The sequence below is a fragment of the Paraburkholderia sp. GAS206C genome, assembly GCF_050435645.1.
GTDB lineage: Bacteria > Pseudomonadota > Gammaproteobacteria > Burkholderiales > Burkholderiaceae > Paraburkholderia > Paraburkholderia phenazinium_B.
In genome coordinates, this window is sequence record NZ_JBNDKR010000008.1 from 517,218 (window position 1) to 535,220 (window position 18,003).

General features: G+C 57.1%; 17 protein-coding genes. 4 read left to right on the top strand and 13 right to left on the bottom strand.

Annotation, left to right across the window (positions count from 1 at the left end):
• Positions 1–33: 33 nt before the first annotated feature.
• Positions 34–747 (bottom strand): SDR family oxidoreductase, encoded by a 714-nt coding sequence (locus tag P3T20_RS24480; protein WP_074267595.1) that lies wholly within the window; start codon positions 745–747, stop codon positions 34–36.
• A 105-nt stretch (positions 748–852) separates the two neighbouring features.
• Between P3T20_RS24480 and P3T20_RS24485 the strand changes: the two genes are divergently transcribed.
• Together P3T20_RS24485 and P3T20_RS24490 are read left to right on the top strand one after the other, a co-directional pair.
• A complete protein-coding gene (locus P3T20_RS24485; RefSeq protein WP_074267594.1) occupies positions 853–1,758 on the top strand; it encodes a LysR family transcriptional regulator in 906 nt (301 codons plus the stop codon).
• A 260-nt stretch (positions 1,759–2,018) separates the two neighbouring features.
• Positions 2,019–2,342: a DUF4148 domain-containing protein gene (locus P3T20_RS24490; protein ID WP_074267593.1), complete on the top strand. Its 324-nt coding sequence runs from the start codon at positions 2,019–2,021 to the stop codon at positions 2,340–2,342.
• A 154-nt stretch (positions 2,343–2,496) separates the two neighbouring features.
• Here P3T20_RS24490 and P3T20_RS24495 read toward each other — a convergent pair whose 3' ends face one another.
• Complete coding sequence (locus P3T20_RS24495) at positions 2,497–4,077, bottom strand: ABC transporter substrate-binding protein (protein ID WP_074267592.1); 1,581 nt, start codon at positions 4,075–4,077, stop codon at positions 2,497–2,499.
• Positions 4,078–4,082: 5 nt separating this feature from the next.
• Positions 4,083–4,964, bottom strand: coding sequence for a hydrolase (locus tag P3T20_RS24500; protein ID WP_074267591.1), 882 nt, complete (start codon positions 4,962–4,964; stop codon positions 4,083–4,085).
• A gap of 143 nt (positions 4,965–5,107) precedes the next feature.
• Between P3T20_RS24500 and P3T20_RS24505 the strand changes: the two genes are divergently transcribed.
• Positions 5,108–5,992, top strand: coding sequence for a LysR substrate-binding domain-containing protein (locus tag P3T20_RS24505; protein ID WP_074267590.1), 885 nt, complete (start codon positions 5,108–5,110; stop codon positions 5,990–5,992).
• Positions 5,993–6,005: 13 nt separating this feature from the next.
• On the opposite strand, the gene P3T20_RS24510 is transcribed toward P3T20_RS24505, so the two are convergent.
• From P3T20_RS24510 to P3T20_RS24520, 3 genes are all read right to left on the bottom strand, one after another.
• Positions 6,006–7,184, bottom strand: coding sequence for an L-dopachrome tautomerase-related protein (locus P3T20_RS24510; protein ID WP_074267589.1), 1,179 nt, complete (start codon positions 7,182–7,184; stop codon positions 6,006–6,008).
• 91 nt (positions 7,185–7,275) lie between these two features.
• On the bottom strand, positions 7,276–7,683 hold the full coding sequence (locus P3T20_RS24515) for a carboxymuconolactone decarboxylase family protein (RefSeq protein ID WP_074267588.1): 408 nt from the start codon (positions 7,681–7,683) through the stop codon (positions 7,276–7,278).
• Positions 7,680–9,113, bottom strand: coding sequence for an aldehyde dehydrogenase family protein (locus P3T20_RS24520; RefSeq protein WP_074267587.1), 1,434 nt, complete (start codon positions 9,111–9,113; stop codon positions 7,680–7,682). Before P3T20_RS24520 ends, P3T20_RS24515 begins: the two co-directional genes overlap by 4 nt.
• 99 nt (positions 9,114–9,212) lie before the next feature.
• Here P3T20_RS24520 and P3T20_RS24525 point away from each other — a divergent pair, with 99 nt between their 5' ends.
• Positions 9,213–10,142 (top strand): LysR family transcriptional regulator, encoded by a 930-nt coding sequence (locus P3T20_RS24525; protein WP_429288112.1) that lies wholly within the window; start codon positions 9,213–9,215, stop codon positions 10,140–10,142.
• A gap of 38 nt (positions 10,143–10,180) precedes the next feature.
• On the opposite strand, the gene P3T20_RS24530 is transcribed toward P3T20_RS24525, so the two are convergent.
• From P3T20_RS24530 to P3T20_RS24560, 7 genes are all read right to left on the bottom strand, one after another.
• On the bottom strand, positions 10,181–10,474 hold the full coding sequence (locus tag P3T20_RS24530; RefSeq protein ID WP_074267585.1) for a DUF1330 domain-containing protein: 294 nt from the start codon (positions 10,472–10,474) through the stop codon (positions 10,181–10,183).
• A 33-nt stretch (positions 10,475–10,507) separates the two neighbouring features.
• On the bottom strand, positions 10,508–10,930 hold the full coding sequence (locus tag P3T20_RS24535) for a DUF1636 family protein (protein WP_074267584.1): 423 nt from the start codon (positions 10,928–10,930) through the stop codon (positions 10,508–10,510).
• Positions 10,931–12,126: 1,196 nt separating this feature from the next.
• Positions 12,127–12,429: a DUF4148 domain-containing protein gene (locus P3T20_RS24540; RefSeq protein WP_074296351.1), complete on the bottom strand. Its 303-nt coding sequence runs from the start codon at positions 12,427–12,429 to the stop codon at positions 12,127–12,129.
• Positions 12,430–12,891: 462 nt separating this feature from the next.
• Positions 12,892–13,344, bottom strand: coding sequence for a hypothetical protein (locus tag P3T20_RS24545; protein ID WP_074267582.1), 453 nt, complete (start codon positions 13,342–13,344; stop codon positions 12,892–12,894).
• 71 nt (positions 13,345–13,415) lie between these two features.
• Positions 13,416–14,375: a LysR family transcriptional regulator gene (locus P3T20_RS24550; RefSeq protein WP_074267581.1), complete on the bottom strand. Its 960-nt coding sequence runs from the start codon at positions 14,373–14,375 to the stop codon at positions 13,416–13,418.
• 120 nt (positions 14,376–14,495) lie between these two features.
• On the bottom strand, positions 14,496–15,362 hold the full coding sequence (locus P3T20_RS24555; protein WP_429288113.1) for an NmrA family NAD(P)-binding protein: 867 nt from the start codon (positions 15,360–15,362) through the stop codon (positions 14,496–14,498).
• A gap of 423 nt (positions 15,363–15,785) precedes the next feature.
• A complete protein-coding gene (locus tag P3T20_RS24560) occupies positions 15,786–16,973 on the bottom strand; it encodes a porin (RefSeq protein ID WP_074267579.1) in 1,188 nt (395 codons plus the stop codon).
• Positions 16,974–18,003: the final 1,030 nt, after the last annotated feature.

The following is an 18,003-nucleotide window of genomic DNA, read 5'->3' on the forward strand; positions in this document are numbered from 1 at the left end:
GCAAGCTTGGCTACCCCCAATTACGTGCGTCGATTACGACGGTCGCGCCAGGCCCGCATAAAATGCGTCGGCATCGCGCGCGAGCATGGCCTTGATCTCGGCGCTACGCGCGTCGGCACACACTTCGCGCTGGTTACTGGCAACGCCCGCAATCGCGCTACGTGCGATATCATCCGCGCTTGTTTTAGAAACGCCCAAGGACGCCGCCATATCCGTATCGATAAAGCTCGCATAGACACCCACGACCAGCGTGCCCTGTGCCGCCAGCTCCAGGCGCAGCCCGTCTGTCAGCGCGCGTTCAGCTGCCTTCGATGCACAGTAGGAACCGTTCATCGGATGCGTAAACCAGCTGACGACCGAAAGCATATTGACCAGCGCCCCGCCACCGTTATTACCGAGCACCGGCGAAAACGCACGGCACATGTTCAGTGTTCCGAAGTAATTTGTCATCATTTCTTCTCGCGCAGCCTCGATTGACGGCGCGGCGATGAACGGGCTCATCCGCATAACACCCGCATTGTTAATCAGCAGCGTTACATCGCTACATTGCCGGGCCGCTGCGGTGACAGTGTTGGGATCTGTGATGTCAAGTGCAACTGGAACCACACCGGGATCAGTGATTTTCGAGGGATCTCTCGCGCCGGCATAGACCTTTACCGCTCCAGCCTGAAGGAGTACTTGCGTGAAGGCACGCCCCAGCCCACGATTGGCACCGCTCACTAGCGCGGTTACCCCTTTGATCTGCATAGCCGGCTCCTGCTGTAGTTCGACGCCGCCGAGTATAGGGTTCCTCATCTGATTCAAAAAGCGCATCCGTGTCAAAATCACCGTGACACAAATTCATTGATCACTATGGCCTTCGATACACGTCTGTTGAATGGTATTGGCGTTCTCGCCGCAGTCGTCGAGAGCGGCAGCTTCGTGCACGCCGCAGAAGCACTCGGTGTAACCGCCTCTGCGGTCAGCCGCGCGGTGGCCCGGATGGAACAGCGCATTGGAATACGGCTATTCGACCGCACGTCCCGCGCGGTCAAGCTCACCGACGAGGGACAGCGCTTCTACGAGCGCGTCGCGCCGCTGCTAGCCGAAATGGAGGACGCAGCGACCGAGACGGCAGGCTCATCCGTCAACGTTCGGGGACGACTGCGCGTCAATGTAGACCCCTGGTTTGCCCGCTTCATACTGGCGCCCAAACTCGAGAAGTTTCTGTCAGCGCAACCATCGCTCCACGTCGAGCTGGCGATTCGTGACAGGCTCGGGGATCTGGTCGCGGAGGGTTTCGACGCGGCGGTACGCTTTGGCGTACCTGAAGCGTCATCGCTCGTGGCACGCCCGCTTCTGAGTACCCGCATCCTGACCTGCAGTTCGGCCGCCTATCTCGCGCGGCACGGTCGACCCGCGCATCCGCTCGAGCTCGCCGACGGTCGATACGAATGCCTGTTATTCCGGGATTCGTCGACCGGTCGGCCATTTCCGTGGGAGTTCCATCGCAATGGCGAAGTGCTAACTGTGCCCGTATCGGGACGGTTGATCGTCAATGATCTCGCGACAAAGCTGAGCGCTTGTGCCGCTGGTCTGGGTATCACACAGACGATGGAACTCGGGGCGCACCAATGGCTCGGCGACGGCAGCCTGGTCGAACTGTTTCCGGAATGGGCTCAGGAACAGCTACCGCTCTATGTCTATTACCCGTCGCGCCGACTGGTGTCGGCCAAGATGCGGGCATTCATCGACCTGCTGACAGCGGACATTGGCTAGCGTCAGGCATCTTGCAAGCCGGACGACGCGCTTCCGCTTGTTCAGATCCGCCGTGCGGCCCGCCGTATGGCGAGTAGCCACTCGCAGACGTTAGCTGCAATACGTGCCGGTAGCACCGGCTTACGCATCCTGGCGATTCGTTCAATGACAATCCGGCATCTATTAGATGACTTCGATGTTATTCAAGTTTGATCTATTTTTGTCCAGAATCTATTCCGAACGATCCGTTCCTTTCTTAACCCGCGTAAAGGAAATTTGCCATGAACTTCCGCCAAATCACCCTGGTCGTCGCGGCTGTGCTCGTCTTTCCGATCGCCAGCCATGCCCAGGAAACCTCCTCCACCGTAACCCGTGCCCAAGTGCGCGCCGAACTAGTTCAGCTCGAAAAGGCCGGCTACATGCCGAGCCGCGCCAATGATCCTCACTATCCGGACGACATTCAGGCCGCCGAGGCCAAGATCAGCGCACAGCGCAACACCTCTGCTAACGTCGAAAGCAGTTTCGGTGGTGTGCAGAACGGCTCCGAGGCATCGGGCAGTCCCACCGCCGTGATCGGCCTGGGTTCACTTTATACACGTCCCTGAGCGACCTGCCGTCCGGCCTGAAAGTACTCACACTTTCCCAGGCCTCGAAGGCCTGGATGCGTAGGGCCCGCTTTCCTTTGCGTCGGTGTGCTAACGGCAATGCAAGAAGGTCTCGCACCTGTTTAAGCGGGAAGGTGCGCCGGCAGATGCGTACTCAATGTTTGACGACGTTGAAGACGCGTGTACGGCGCATCGGCCACGACGTGACGCCTTCAAGTCGATTGCTGACGATTCGCAGGTCCGGCGTGTCGTACAAAACGATCATCGGTACATCGGCGATCATCATTTTATGCAACTGCTCAAACGTCTGTCCGCGCGCAGACGCATCAGTCACGCCGCGCAGGCTCTGCAGAAGCTTGAGTGCTTCTGGATTGTTCCACTGTGCCATCGGCGTCTTGGCTTTGTCCCCCAATATATCGCTGAACATCATCGCCGGGTCGGTTCTTGCCGAGTAAGCGAACGACATGATCTGAAAATGTCCGGCACGAAAATCGGCAACCTGCTTGCCCCAGTCGACCACGTCGAGTTCTGTCGAGATGCCTGCTTTTCTCAGCAGTGACTGAACGTAAACCGCCAGTGAAAACATAAACGGAAAGCGATGATTCGTCTCGATCTTCAACGTCTGTCCGTGATAGCCCGCCTCTGCAAGCAAACGCTTCGCTTCCCCAATATTTTGCGAGAACCCGACCCGGTCGCCGGGCCCGAACACACCACTCGTCTCCGGTACCAGTGATGGACTGTAGTGCGCACGACCATCGGTAACGGCATTCACAATGGCGGGAAGATCCAGTGCAAGCGCGATTGCACGACGAACCCGCGCGTCTGCAAGCGTTGGGTCCTGGCTTTGCATCAGTAACTCGACGGGATCGGCACTGGGGCCCACGATGACACGCCATCTGGGGTCGCTCCCGACGAGCCCGTCTCCGCTCACCGACATCATGTCGACCTGCCCGGCGACGACCGCAACCTTTTGTGCCGCCTCGTCCGGGATGACGACAAATCGAGCGTCGTCGTACGCGACCTTCGCGCCCGCAAGACCACTCGGCGGTTCGCCTCTCGGGCGATATTGCGCAAATCGCTTCAGCAGAATGTACTGTCCGTGTCTCCAGTCCGCAAATATGTACGGACCTGTTGCGACGGGGCGAAGCCAATGACCGGAGCTGTCGACGCTTGATGGGCTAAGGATTGCCAACTGACAGTGCGTGTCGACCATGTCTTTGAGGAACAGTTCGTTCGCTCTGTCCAGTTCGAACACCACGGTATAGGCATCGGGCGTCCGCACGCCGACGACCTTGGCACCTCGATGCCCGTCGTAGTTGCCACGGCACATGAATCCATTTTCTGGCCTCATCAGGAAGTCGAAGCTCCACTTGACCGCGCTTGACGTGAATGGCGAGCCGTCGTGAAACACCACGCCATGCCGGAGATGAAATGTGTAGGTCCGAGCATCTGAAGAGATGTCCCAACTGTCCGCGAGCATCGGGCCAATGCTGAGATCGGCACGTAGCGCTACCAGCGACTCGACAACGTTGGCCAGAACATTGTCGGTCATGGTATTGCGTGCGATATTGCCTGGCATCGAGGTAGGTGTGTCGGTGCCCTCCGCGACGCGGATTTCAGGTGTCCCGATCGCGGTCGACGAAAGCGTGCGCTGCGTTTCCGCTTTCGCGAAGACGGGAAGCACAATAGCGACGACGGCGGCCCCAATCCGGCAAAGAGTGGTCAGTCTGGACATTAAGATCAGGCAATTGAGGCAGGATGAGGTCCCCGCTTGCTGGCGAGTACACGCGCGAAGAATGCCTGGACTGCCGGAATCACCTCTGCGGATCGATGCGTGGCGTTCTCGACTTCTTCCAGCGCAACGTTGATCCCATGCAACTCAAAGCTGTTCTTGAGCGACTTCAGTCTCTCGGGACGCGTACGGCCCGCGTCGTTCGCGCCGGGCATATAGTGCGCGCCGTCCGGTTGATGGGTAATCTCCCAGGTCTCGATATCGGCTTTTCCGACCACCATGTGAATCGGGACTTTTCTCAACGCCTCCACATCGATCTTTTTCCCGAAATGGGACTCGACGTCTCGCGTGCCAGTCCACCAGTCACGGGTCGGATCAAGCAGCGTGACCGAGCCAGGCGCGCCGATCGATGCGGCCCATAGCCTCCCAGGATGCAGCAGGCAAAACCGGTTGGCAAACTGGCCACCGCCCGAAAATCCAAAGAGCCCAAATGTCTCCCATCTGCGTTGATACTTCTTCTCGATCTCGGCGATCATGTCCAGCAGCAACTGGTCGTAGCGGATCGTTCCTTCGCGTAGCTGCTTATACCCGTCACGATTGTCGTCGCCGCAAACGTTGGCGGGAAACAGAGGACTCAGAACGACACAGTTGTGCGACTCCGCGAACTCGGAAAAACGATCTCTGAAGCCCTCCATTCTGCGGTTCGACCCATGAACGACGACGATGAGGTCAATAATAGACTCAGGATCGAGAATGCTCTTCGGCACGTAAAGGGTATAAGCGAAGCGCGGATCCTTCGTATGCGAATAGACGGTGGTGTTCCCGAAGTTGTACATGCGATCCGAGCGCGATGCCGATGCAGACGTTTTTGTTGTGTCAGAGGTATCCATGACGTTTCCCTTTTGCTGATGCGGAGAGTATCGTATTGATCAATTCAAAAAAAAAGCTAAATTTACTTTATTTGAATTAAACAATTTCTTTCCAATCAGGTGTTGCTGAAAACGCAGAGTCCGTTGATCGAAGGGAGATACCCATGAGCACATTGAGGTTCCTCAGAACCTTCGTTGCGATTGCCGAACATGGAAGCTTCGCTGCCGCGGCTGAACGTGTCGCGCTGACGCACGCCGCTGTCGGCCAGCAGATGCGTGCACTGGAGAGCGAACTCGGCCGGCCTTTGTTCAGTCGGGAGAAGCGCTCAATCACGCTGCGCCCAGAGGCTTACCAGTTGCTTCCGCAAGTCAGGCAGTTGCTGGCCGACTATGAAGGGATCGTTGCAGGCGACAAAACTGAAAACAATGTTGCCGGGCACGTTTCGATAGGCGCGATCGTCTCCGGGATGGGGTTGCTTTCGAAATGCCTGGTCGAGGTTGCGCAGGTTCATCCCGCACTCGAGGTTACTTTGGCGACCGGACGATCGAGCGATCTGATCGTTCGGGTAGGGTCGGGCGAGCTGGACGCCGCGGTTGTTATTGAAGACAGTCGCCGGCCCTTTCGCGGTATCGGATGGACTCACTTGTATGATGAGCCACTCGTCCTGCTTGCAAATCGTGGACAGATCCGTCGCAAGGACGACTTTGATAGCCTGTTGGAAACATCCCCGTTCATTCGCTATGACAGGGCTACGGCAACCGGCGCGCAGATAGAGCGACTATTGCGTCGGGTGGGCACAAGACCACGGCAGATTCTGGAGCTAGACTCGATTCTGGGGATCAGCGAACTGGTCAGGCAGGGGGTGGGTGTTGCCATCGTACCGATGCTCGCACATTCCGGTTGGCACAAAGACCCTGCGCTACGCGTGTTCCCTGTGCCTGACGGCATCTATTCCCGTCGGGTTGGAATGCTCGAGCCGAGTCGCAAAGGGCATATCACCGGAATCATTCGGCGGCATCTGGTTGGCATCATGAGTAACCCATGCTAAGCGTATGAGGAATTCAAACCGGATTCGGAGCGAGCGTCACAGGCTTTGCGTCGATCCTGATGCGGAACAACGTATAAGGCTTCTTGCGCAAATCGTGACCATGATGAAATGAAGCCTGCCGAGGCAACTGGTTCGCCGTGAAGTACAGATAGCCGTCGTTCCCGACCGACAAAGTATCCGGCCACAGAATGCGCGGATCGTGTGCAATGGTTTGCCACTCACCGTCTGGACGCCGCCGGCGAATGCTGTCGTGTTCATAATCGCCGGCATAGATAGCGCCGCTCGCATCTGCTTCAAGACCATCGGATGCGCCCTTCTCGCCCAGATCCCGCACAGCTGCCGCTACCGCCGCGGGGCTGGCATTGCGATCGCGCAGCAGCGCAGTCGGCACCGAATACAGATGGCGGCTGGACAACGGTGAGTAGTACAGCGTCGCTCCGTCGGCTGACAACGCAATGCCATCTGCCGCACCATGTAGCGGCCGGCGTTCTCCGTCAGGACCGTCGGTTGCCATCTCTTCGCCCTCCACCACTGGAACGAACGCCGCATCGGCGCTGGTCGAAGGGTCCCCTGATAGTTTGCGCCACGCCTCGCCGCTTGCCAGATCCACAACAATGATTCCACCTGGCCCATGCGGCGACGAGTCGGTAACATAGGCAATGCCTTGCGCACCGAACCGGAAATCGAAACGCACGTCGTTCAGGTACGTTGTCGGCAACAACGCGTTCGGCGGAAGGAGAATCGTCCTGACCACCTTGTTGGTAGCAAGGTCGACGGCGACCAGTTTGGCGCCGCCCTGGATCGGTGCCGCCAATTTCGGCGACGCCGTGTCCAGAATCCACAGCCGGTTCTGCGAGTCGGCAACGACGCTTTGAACGCTAATCAGGCTATCGGCAGGATGCGCGGGATCCGCGCGATTCGTCTGTGCGTCCGGATAAGGCACGATCCGCTTACCGACGATCTCGCCGACGGTAAACGGCACGTCGTCTCCCCAACGTGGAAAGTTGACAAACAGGCGACCGTCTGGCGCTTTCGTTACACCGGTGGGCATGGCACCGTAGAACTCGAATACCGGTTCGATATGGCCGATCGTCTGTTCAGTGGCAAGTTTGGGCGTCGCGTCCGCAGTTGCCGTGAGCGTTGCTGTCAATCCGAGCGTCACCGCTGCCACGGCTTTGCTTATGCTTCTCATGTTTTTCCTGATTGGATTGCACGATTGAGCGCCTCCGGCATTCCCGTAACCAGCACGGTATTTTCCGCGGGGTGGCGCTGGACTGGAAATATCATCGCCCATTCACCGCACTGCCTCGCTCGATTTCCAGCGCTTCGAGCACCTCCGCTGCGGCATTGCTGGCAGTGTGCGCCGCCGGAAACCCGGCATATACAGACGCCTGAATCATCACTTCCTCGATTTCGCCCATGCTCAAACCGTTAGTCAACGCGATGCGAACATGATTCTTCAGTTCGTCGCGTTGGCGTAGCGCAATCAGAATACCGAGCGTAACGAGAGAGCGTGCACGACGATCAAGGCCCTCACGCGCCCATACGCTTCCGAACACAAAATCTATTGACAGGGCCGCCATCGATGCACCGAATTTCCCATCAGTCATCGAGTCCGCCATGTTCCGCGCTCGCTCAGCACCACGTAGTTGCTCGAATACGGCAAGACCCCGTTCCATGGCGTCCTTCATTGCGGCTCCAATACGATTGCACCGAGAACGGCCTTCGTCTCAAGAAACGCCTCGAGCCCGAATGTCCCGTATTCCCGACCGATGCCGGATTGCTTGTAACCGCCGAAAGGTGCGAGCGGTTCATGTGGCGCGCCGTTTATGCTCACGCGGCCGGCTTCGAGCCTGGACGCCACAGCACGGGCCCGTTCGATGTCCGCTGAAATCACGTACGCGTGCAACCCGTAGACAGTGTCGTTCGCGATCTCGATCGCTTCTTCCTCACTGCGATAGGTGAGAATGCACAGCACTGGCCCGAAAATTTCTTCACGCGCAATGCTCATGCCGTTCGTCACGTTCGCGAACACCGTGGGTTTTACATAGTAGCCGGCCAGCCCGTCCGGATGACCTTCTCCGCCAATTACGAGCGTCGCGCCTTCTTCGACACCGCGCCGGATATATCCCTGCACCCGTTCATATTGTCGCTGGCTGACCATGGGTCCGATTGCCGAATCGGCATCGTTCAAGTGACCGACCTTTACCGCTGACACGGCTTCCTTCACCAGCCGGATGACATCCTGAAGACGATCCTCAGGTACAAGAATGCGTGTACCCGCAATACACGCCTGGCCGCTATTCTGGAATCCGGAAGTGACGGCGACGGGTACCGCTGTCTCGAGATTGGCGTCGTCAAGAATCAGTGTCGGCGACTTACCGCCAAGTTCAAGCGTCACCCGCTTCATCGTGTCGGCGCCGGCGCGCAAGATCGATTTGCCGACCGCAGTCGACCCCGTAAAGGAGATCTTCGCGATGTTCGGGTTCACACTCAGTTCCGAACCCACAATGTCGCCCCGTCCCGTCACAATGTTGAACACGCCGGCTGGCAGACCCGCCTCGTGCAGGGCTTCGGTGACAATCTGCGTCTGGAGCGCGCTCATTTCGCTTGGTTTGATGACCACCGTGCAGCCCGCGGCAATCGCCGTTGCCAGCTTGTTGCAGATAAAGCCGGCGTTCGCGTTCCAAGGCGTAATTAGCGCAGCGACGCCTACCGGTTCCATCACCACTTCCGCCGACCCAATCCTCCGCGTGAACGAATACTCCTCCAGCGTCTGCGCAGCGTGCAGAAAGGACTCGGCGGCGTAACGTGCTCCCCACTTTGCACGCGTCGAGGGCGCGCCATATTCCTCGATTGTCGCAGCGGCGAGGCGATCGACATTCGCGAGCATGGCCTCATACAGACGCTTGAGCCACGCAATACGCTGCTCTCTGGTCGTACGCGCGAACGCCGGAAATGCACGGCGCGCGGCGGCTATCGCATCTTTCGTGTCTTGCACGTCGGCAAGACGCACCCGGCCGATTACGTCACCTGTCGAAGGGTTGTGGAGGTCGAACCACTCCTGACCATTTGGCTGCACAAACTGGCCGTCGATATAGATGTGTTCAATGCTGTACATGAATGCCTCGATCAAATGGTCACGTGTCCCAGCGTAGTCGATTGCATCCGGGCCGATAAGAGGGATAAACTTACACGACTTGATCCGTAAATCGGGACAATGCTCAAATCAGGCTTGATCGAACTGGAAGTCGTGCTCGCCGTCGCGCGGCTCGGTGGCTTTCGTGCGGCGGCACGTGAACTAGGCATGTCGTCGACAGCGTTGAGCCGTGCGATCGTGCAACTCGAAAATCGGCTGGGTGTGCGGATATTCAACCGGACGACCCGCAGCGTCGCGCTCACGGAACCTGGCAAGCAGTTCATCGCAACCGTCGGTCCCGCCCTGTCCGAAATCCAGCAGGCGATGGCCGCCGTCAACAATCATCGTGCAATGCCGACAGGCACCTTGCGACTGAACTGCGCGGTTGGGGCTGCGCGCGCTATCCTCGTTCCAGTCGTGCTGGAATATCTGCGCCGGTTCCCCGAGATGAGCGTCGACATCGCCACGGAAGCGCACTTCGTCGATATCGTAGGTAGAGGCTTTGATGCTGGCATCCGTGCCGCAGATGATGTGCCACGCGACATGATCGCTGTGCCGTTTGGCGGTGCATTGAAATTTTCCGTCGTCGGCTCGCCATCATATTTTGCGCAACGCAAGAAGCCGCGCACGCCAAAGGATCTGATGTCGCATCAATGCATACGAGCGCGCTGGCCAAGCGGCAAGCTGTCCCGTTGGGAGTTCGAGCGACGGGGCGAGAAACTCTCGCTCGACGTACCAGGAAATCTGACGCTAGACGAGCCCACGCTGATGCGTGATGCTGCGATTGCAGGTGCGGGCGTCGCGTATCTGTGGGAAGCCCCCGTAGCGGATGAACTCGCGACGGGGCGGCTCGTAGCTGTGCTAAAGGACTGGACCGTCAGTTCAGCCAGCTTGTGTCTGTACTATCCGGATCGGCGTAATGTATCAGCGGCATTGCGAGCATTTATCGAACTGCTGCGAGAGCCAATAAACCATGAAAGCCGAGGTGATGCGATTGTCCTGAGGTGCTGAAGTCAAGACACAGTTCGCCATTCACCGCGCCCTGCACGTCATTCCACGCCGCGAATGATCCGGAAATCGCGCACGACGGCGTCGCCCAAGGCTTCAAGCGCCTTCCGGTACGCGTCGCTTTCGTATGCGGCAACGGCCTGCTCATAGGACGGAAACTCAATCACAACGGTTCGCTCCTTCAAACCGTGCTCACGGACTTCGTCAGCCACTCCACGTGCGATCACTCTGCCGCCGGCAGCCTCCACAGCGGGTACCGCCAATTGGGCGTACGTCGCCAGCCTGGCCTGGTCCTTCGTTTCACGATAGGCCGACACCCAATATCCCTTGCTCATTTAAATCTCCTTCTTCCAAGAGGAAAGCCGCTTTTATGCAGTACCTTTTCTTCGCTTCGGCGAGATCGCACTTACGTGTCCCTGCAACGCCGCCGGCAGTGTCGTAACGCTCACGTCGTCTGATGCCGTCTGTTGGTATTCCAGAGCAGCGCTGATCAGATCCGCAGCGTCGTTAACCTTCAGACCCGACAAGCGGACGCGCGGCTTTTCCGGCGCGTCAAGCGCAGCGGCACAGGGCTTCCGACAACTGCCGAGGCAATGGACCATCATTACGGTTACGCCCTGGCCGGTCAACCTTTCTTTGACTTCGTTATACAGGGACAATCCCACCGCACCGCTGTGCGGCTGGTCCCTAGGGCAGGTTCGGCAGATTGCGACGGTATTCGACCGCGCCCTCTCGCTCATATCCTGACTAACGACCTGAGATTGTTCCTGGCTCTCGCGTGTGGCTAACATGACGCCGTCTCCTGGCTCTATCTTTTCGAGGAAGGAACTGTCCCGAGTTTTATGAACCGTCTTTAAACAACCTGGGACAGCAAATCCTATGAACAAATTCTACGAGCGTGTCAGATCGCATGCTTATCAGAGCGTCGTATCGCGTATCCTAGAATCCAACTCTGTCATTGATATTTATATGGAATCCTATATTTATCATCAATCTCTGCTATGTCACTGCTTCCCCGGTCCTGGAACTTTCCGCAAACTGCACGCCAGACGTCCGACCGCTCGAAGGACCGAACTACGGATTCAATTTCGCGCAGCTTGATATCTCAATGCAGTAGTGCAAATTTTATCGAATGGGTCGTCATGCCACGAGGTGTTCTGCATCCTCTTCGACGCTATGGACACCCATCCTTAATATCTGCGCGACAACTTGATACTCATCAGGCGTTAGCGTCTGCGGATGATATTGTAGAAGTGCCCGGAGAGCATGTAACAATCGACTCAGGGAAATGATCGGCCACGCACTCATGAGGTAAGCAAGTGGTAGTACGCTTTTTCTCTCGCACCATCTATCAAAGAGAGGGAGGCAGAGTCTTTCGAGCTCATCGATTTGCGCATCGACAACGAGTTCGTCAACGATTTTTGACATGTCGACCAGATGTTTGCAGCGGCAGCAGCCGCCAAGCCAATTGAATAGCCAGAATCGAGACCCCGGCAGCGCAGATCCCTGTCCAGCCCCATTGACCCCAGACCCACCCGAATACCACGCCACCTCCACCACCGGCAAAATGGCACGTCATGTAGGCTGTCCGAATACGGACATGGATGATCGACATAGCCTTCCAGGCACGACTTCTACTTTCGGCAGATGCCAGCGAGCTCCACGCCAAGGTCCACGAAAAGCAATCAAACGTCATCACAGAGAGGTAAGCTCGGTTGAACCAGAAATGCCAAACGTTCCAATGGCCGGCGACATCGTTGAATCGGTTACATTGCATACACTTCCCCGATTCCCATGACTTTCAATGACGGCGCTTAGCAAAGTGGAGCCTGCGCCGATGGAGTTTGACCAGCCATGCGGAATTTCGCGTAAGTCAGACACCGTCCGACCTGCCCCAGGCAAGCTAGAGGACGAACCTCAAAATTCCGAGGGCTTACCGACACGCGTCCCACATGGCTGCTCCACGCTGCGAAAGCAGCGTGCTGGTTCAAGGCGTACCGGTCCCCTGCTCCCCAGACTCCGAGTTCGCGCTGGTTACACCACCATAGGAGGTCTGCGGATTTCCACCCGCTGCGTTGCTCGCGCGGACCTTGGCCTCGGCGGCCTGAATGTCTGCCGGGTAGTAAGGGCTGGGCTTGCCCGGATGATAACCAGCTTTTTCGAGGGCCACCAGTTCAGCACGTACTTGCTCACGCGTGACGGGAGTGCTATTTTCCTGAGCGCTCGCAAGAATGGGCAGAACCACCGCGAAACCAATAACCAGATTGCGAATGTTGACGATCATTTTCATGCTCCTGTGTATCAACGAAAACTTGAATGAGCGAAAAAAAGCTGCATCGCAGAAGTTATTAACTGCATTTCCTCGACGAGCATTTCCTTAATCAGTTCAACGTAGCGTCATTCCGTAAATATCCAGTTACATCGGGCTTCGCCCTCTGGCTATTTGCACTCGCTGAACTTGATGATATTTTCGGCAGTCGTAGCCAAGACGTCTACGTACGGCAGGTCATGTCTGTCATAACGTCGTAGCATCGCATCACCGCGCAAATCATCTACAACCGGCATGCTGGCGATCGGTGATCAGGCGGGCGAATGACGTACCGCTCCGTCAGCTTGTCGATCAGTTCCCTCAGCGCATTAGGACCAACATCGTGTCATGTCTACAATGCCGACATGGCATGGATAGTCTTCTCAAGAAACCGTCGTCTGATTTTTGCGCCGCGCGAACCGTAGGTGTCGGCGAATCCTATCGCTACGTCCGGGAGAGCCACCGCAGTTGCGCTCGGCGAATCAGGAACTCGTCGATCGATATGGCGCAGTCCACGATCGCGTATTCGTGGCCATCGTGATCGACAACCACCCGGCTCAACTTGTACAGACGGTCTGCATCGTAGTCCCACGCCTCGCGTTCGTCGGAACCGTCACCACCACGCAGGATTGCGTACGTAGTACCACCCTCGTTCAGCCTGTCGATGTTTAGCCGTCGCTCATTGCGAGCGATCTTCACTAGTTTGCGCCACGGCGGCGGACTCCACACCTCGATTCGATCGGTGCCGTCCGGCAATTTTTCCCGTTGCATCGCCCACAACTTCAATACGACCACATCCTCGCCGTACGCGTCCCATGACCACGCGCGATTCGTCAGTTTCAAATTGAGTGTGTACAGCAGAAACTCATTGATCGTCTGTTGATTGTTCCTAGCCATGCGGTTATGCCGTTCCAATGCCGTCGTGGCACGGCGGCGGTCTACGCCGAACAGTGCCCGCACGCTATCAACTAGATTACGGGTTGAGCCAGCGGAGTGTTCTCCGACGACAGGAGCTCCCGATTCTCGTCAGCCAGCGCCAGCGGCACCTGGTCTCGCGCGAACTCGACGAAGGTTCTGATCTTGGCGTCGAGGTAGCGTCTCGACGCATATATCGCATAGATGTTGCACTCTCGCAGGCGGTGCTCAGGCAAGACGCGAACAAGGCTCCCATCGCGTAAGCCCGGCAGCGCGACAGAAATCGGCAAAGGTCCGATTCCCATCCCCTCACGTATCGTCTCGACCAGCGCTTCGGCGACATTGACGGTGAGCGGTGCAGGCCGCATGTGACAAAAAACCGGCTCGCTTACATCCTCAAATTGCCATTCTCCGGGAGGCACATCCGGCAACATCAATTGCAGGCATGTGTGTTGGCTCAGGTCCGCAAGACGAGCCGGAGTGCCGCGCCTCGACAGGTATTGTGGAGAGGCGCACAGAATCGTTTGCACGCTTCCAATGCGTTGGGACACCAAGTTCGAATCCACAAGATCTCGCGTCATCACCACGGACACGTCAATACCTTCGTTAACGATATTGGGCACGTTCTGCGAGAGGACCAGCTCGATCAGTACCTCCGGAAACCGTTTGCTATAGCGTGCGATGAGCCGCGCCAGATGGTGTTGACCGACACTGGCTGTTGCGTGAACCTTTAACTTGCCGGAGGGGCGGGTGCCCGCGCCTGCCGCCTCGGTCTCTGCGAGCTCAACATGGGCCAGAATGTGCTCGCAGCGTTGTAGATAGCGTTCGCCAGCACCGGTAAGCGTGACCCGCCGCGTTGTTCTTTGCAGCAGTCGTGTGTGCAGATGCGATTCAAGGTCCGTGATTGCACGTGAAACGTGTGCTGTCGACACAGACGCAAGATTCGCGGCCTTCGTGAAGCTGCCGGTTTCCGTAACTCGCACGAACATCCGCATGTTTTCTAAAGTATCCATCGGAATCCTGACTACAAGTAAAAGGTTTTCGGCAGATCAGCATCGTGTCGATAGGCGTTGAGTCGTAAGGAGCCGTCGGGCGCTCCGAGCCTGTTGCGCCTTACTGACACAGAAGCTGGATTAGCACGCGTTTCGAATAAGCTCGCGCAATACGACATCTAAAGGTACACGCCCAATTCGCGTTTCGGTCCGACGGCCCTCGAACTTCAGCCAGCCTTCGTTGAAGCCATCGAGCATTTGCATGCGCGGCCCAGGATTCTTCATGCCTTGCGTGCGGAACACTGCCTCCCATGCGTCCCGGGGAACCAGCTTCGGCCGGACTTCGCGTCCGAGCAGTCGATCAAAGGTCCGGGCGATGTCATTCGGGCTAATACGCCTATCACCTTCAAGTTCTATGATCCGAATACCGTCCCACTCTTCTGTGAGCGTCTCTGAAACCACGCGTCCGATGTCGGCCGTTGCCACCATGGGAATGGTCTGGCCAAGCGGCTGAAAAAAGGTGGGAATCTCCCCGCTTTCACACGCAGGCTCAACATCACATAAGGCGTTCTCCATGAACCACGCAGCACGCACGAACGCGACTGGCATCTGGAGATTGCCAAGCGCTTCTTCCAGATAGCGAACCTGCGTGAGCAGGTTAGGTTGAGACACCTGAGCCCCAATGGTCGACAGGCAGACGACCTTGCGAGGTTGCGCGGTGACAATCGCGTCGTGCAAAGACGAGGCGATTTCGCGCGCTTCCGAAAAATCCGAAGAAGGATCGAAATTCAGGGGCAACATCACAAAAACGCCTTCCGCTCCCTGGAACGCCAGCGCCAACGCTTGCGTATCGCGCAAATTGGCAACCGAAACCTCGTATCCCTGCTCCCGCAACGTCGGCGTATGGTCCGGATTTCGAACAACGGCGCGAACGTCGTATCCGTTTGCCAGAAGCAGTCGGGCAGCAACGCCTCCTACCTGGCCGGTGACTCCAATCACGGAAAACATAGTGCCCCCCTTTCGCTAGAACTGAATCAAATACAGTGTTCCAGCATTCTCATTCTTCTTTCATCGGATTAGGACCGCCGTCACGTCATACCTTCCATAACGGTATGGCATAGCTAAGCCTCGAGCTGGGCTTTTTGAGACGCGAGTTCGATCTTTCGCATACTCCTGTCGGCTTTCCACCAACATGAAGCGCATTCCTTTTCCGCCCTCGGCAACATGGCCGAAAGCGCGGCTTCACATCGGACTGCTTCAGATTCAGGGATTCAGGTAACGCGTATTTTGGGCGTGCAGATAGCTCTCATTCCCGCGTGGGTATTCGCTGCAGGCGCGCTGAAAAAAAGCCGGTCGTCAGCGCATGCTCACGACCGGCTTTTTTCTGTCACGCGCTGCTCTTTCGTTGCGAGCGCCGCATCCGGGGCATCATCAGAACTTATGGCGTAGTCCGACGCTAACCACTTCCTGTGTGTTGGTGCCACCGTAGCCATACGAGCCCACGGACGCCTGCGCAGCCACCACGGCGGTGCCGCTTGCGCTAAGTGTTTCTCCGCTGGCGTGTTGCCATGCGCCTATCAAATATAGGTCAGTGCGCGTGGACAAGTTGTAGTCAGCGCCAATGTTGACTTGATGGTAGGTCGCGCCCGTGTCGCCGCTCGACTTCGTATAGCTGTAAGCCACACCCAACAGGATTGCCTTGGTGGCTTGATAGTTGAGGAAGCCCTGCCCTGTGTTGAATTTCTCAGTCGACGAGAATGCCGATTGTCCATCCGACTTGTACTGTGCGTTGCTATAAGCCGCACCGAACGTGAACGGCCCCGCCACATACTGCGCCGCGACCCGGGCAATGTTGATGGACTTCGCGCTCTGCAAGCCCAGATTGATCAGCGAGCCGTCGAAGGTGCCGTCAGATGACCCGCCCCAGCCGGAGCCACTTGTTGTCGAGGGTCGCACGAGGCCACCCACAGACGGATTGTTTGCCACAAAGTAACCCGCCGCCACTGAGATCGGGCCGTTGTTATACGCCGCAGCGGCCGACCAGGTCTGGCCCGAGCCCGTCTGTCCCGCGACGCCACCGAACGCATACATGCCCTCGACCTGCAGTCCAGAGTACACCGGCGACAGGTATTTGATCGCGTTGTTGGTACGGGAACTGTTATCGTAGTTGTCGACGTCACCTGCGGTTGCAAACCCGCTGCCGAAATAGTTATCCTCAGTAATGCCCTGCACAAGGTCAACGAGTGGGTCATATTGGCGGCCCAACGTGAACGTGCCAAATTGGCCTGAGGTCAAACCCACAAATGCCTGGCGACCAAATTCCCGGCCACCCTGCGCAAGTTGCCCCGTGCTCGGGTTAAACCCGTTTTCCAACTGGAAGATCGCCTTCAGACCACCGCCCAGGTCTTCCTGACCCTTCAAACCCCAGCGGCTGCCGGAGAGATCCCCGTTACTCGCGTTGCCGACGGACCACTGATTTTGGCCGGCTGCGTTCGCGTTATGAATGAAGGTAATCGACGTATCGATGGTGCCGTATAGCGTGACGCTGCTTTGTGCATGTGCTGCGCCTGCAGCAGTCAACAGTGTCAGCGAGAGTGTCGAAAGCGCTGTTCGTTTCATCTGTTTCTCCGGGTGGATGAATGATCTGGTTATCGCGTGATGGACGATAACGTGACGCCCCCTTCCGGAGTACCGAAAAAAATTGCCCGTCGCAAAAAGTTAACAGAAGCATGAGCCGAAGTGGACAATGATGTGCTCGACCAGAGCCAACGGACAATCAGAATTTTATGTGAGCGGAATTGGCCTGACACGGCTTTGCCGAGCAGCACACTTTCATCTACTTTTTCTGCGAACGCTGTGGTCTAACGAAACTGACTCACACCTCGACCCGCTTATAGCAGGAACGTCTGAGGCGGTCTGTATACGCGCAAAAACAAGGAACAGAACACCCATTTCAGTCGAACTGTCTTATTTTGTGTGGCGCACCCGTATCCAAAACCATGCTGGTTTCTCCAGAGAATAGCGTGTGCGTTACGCCCCCTTAACGTTGTCGACCGACCTAACCGTCGGTAAAGTCGGTGGCGCACTTGTTAGTTATACCCACCATTTGTCCCGATCCACGAGCGGCGAAACGTATCGTACAGTCCAACATATGCCATTTCGTCATAACAGGGATGCCGCTCTGGCCATTCTAATTTGACGAAATAAACGGTAAACCAAGTGCGATCCGCTTTCCGACATCAATCATAAGCCGGCTAGAGAGCTATCTCGCTCCGCGTCCGTTGCCTGCTCGGTTGTGCCGCCAGGCGCGTGCTCGGCAATCCGGTTCAGTGGCCGGATTTCTCCAGGCCTCCTTGGTGTTTTCACGCGCTCCTGTGATTCCACTGGCACTCTCTTATCAGATAGTCTATTTTTTCCGGACCCACGCGTGAACTCCAGGTGTACGACCAATACCTGGCTCTTCTAAGGCGTGCTAGCCTGTAAAAACTAAAGGCCGTCCAGCGACTGCGACTGGATAGCCACTTTATGGAGAGAGGCAAATGATGAATCCGCAGCTTTTTACCAATGTGAAGATTTTCGACGGCACGGGTGCACCAACGTTCGTGGGCGAAGCGCTTGTCGATGGCAATCTGATCCGCGCCGTGGCTCG

Bases quoted from the DNA above. Each gene is read 5' to 3' on its own strand.
- P3T20_RS24480 (WP_074267595.1), bottom strand. From the start codon at position 747: ATGCAGATCAAAGGGGTAACCGCGCTAGTGAGCGGTGCCAATCGTGGG.
- P3T20_RS24485 (WP_074267594.1), top strand. From the start codon at position 853: ATGGCCTTCGATACACGTCTGTTGAATGGTATTGGCGTTCTCGCCGCA.
- P3T20_RS24490 (WP_074267593.1), top strand. From the start codon at position 2,019: ATGAACTTCCGCCAAATCACCCTGGTCGTCGCGGCTGTGCTCGTCTTT.
- P3T20_RS24495 (WP_074267592.1), bottom strand. From the start codon at position 4,077: ATGTCCAGACTGACCACTCTTTGCCGGATTGGGGCCGCCGTCGTCGCT.
- P3T20_RS24500 (WP_074267591.1), bottom strand. From the start codon at position 4,964: ATGGATACCTCTGACACAACAAAAACGTCTGCATCGGCATCGCGCTCG.
- P3T20_RS24505 (WP_074267590.1), top strand. From the start codon at position 5,108: ATGAGCACATTGAGGTTCCTCAGAACCTTCGTTGCGATTGCCGAACAT.
- P3T20_RS24510 (WP_074267589.1), bottom strand. From the start codon at position 7,184: ATGAGAAGCATAAGCAAAGCCGTGGCAGCGGTGACGCTCGGATTGACA.
- P3T20_RS24515 (WP_074267588.1), bottom strand. From the start codon at position 7,683: ATGAAGGACGCCATGGAACGGGGTCTTGCCGTATTCGAGCAACTACGT.
- P3T20_RS24520 (WP_074267587.1), bottom strand. From the start codon at position 9,113: ATGTACAGCATTGAACACATCTATATCGACGGCCAGTTTGTGCAGCCA.
- P3T20_RS24525 (WP_429288112.1), top strand. From the start codon at position 9,213: ATGCTCAAATCAGGCTTGATCGAACTGGAAGTCGTGCTCGCCGTCGCG.
- P3T20_RS24530 (WP_074267585.1), bottom strand. From the start codon at position 10,474: ATGAGCAAGGGATATTGGGTGTCGGCCTATCGTGAAACGAAGGACCAG.
- P3T20_RS24535 (WP_074267584.1), bottom strand. From the start codon at position 10,930: ATGTTAGCCACACGCGAGAGCCAGGAACAATCTCAGGTCGTTAGTCAG.
- P3T20_RS24540 (WP_074296351.1), bottom strand. From the start codon at position 12,429: ATGAAAATGATCGTCAACATTCGCAATCTGGTTATTGGTTTCGCGGTG.
- P3T20_RS24545 (WP_074267582.1), bottom strand. From the start codon at position 13,344: ATGGCTAGGAACAATCAACAGACGATCAATGAGTTTCTGCTGTACACA.
- P3T20_RS24550 (WP_074267581.1), bottom strand. From the start codon at position 14,375: ATGGATACTTTAGAAAACATGCGGATGTTCGTGCGAGTTACGGAAACC.
- P3T20_RS24555 (WP_429288113.1), bottom strand. From the start codon at position 15,362: ATGTTTTCCGTGATTGGAGTCACCGGCCAGGTAGGAGGCGTTGCTGCC.
- P3T20_RS24560 (WP_074267579.1), bottom strand. From the start codon at position 16,973: ATGAAACGAACAGCGCTTTCGACACTCTCGCTGACACTGTTGACTGCT.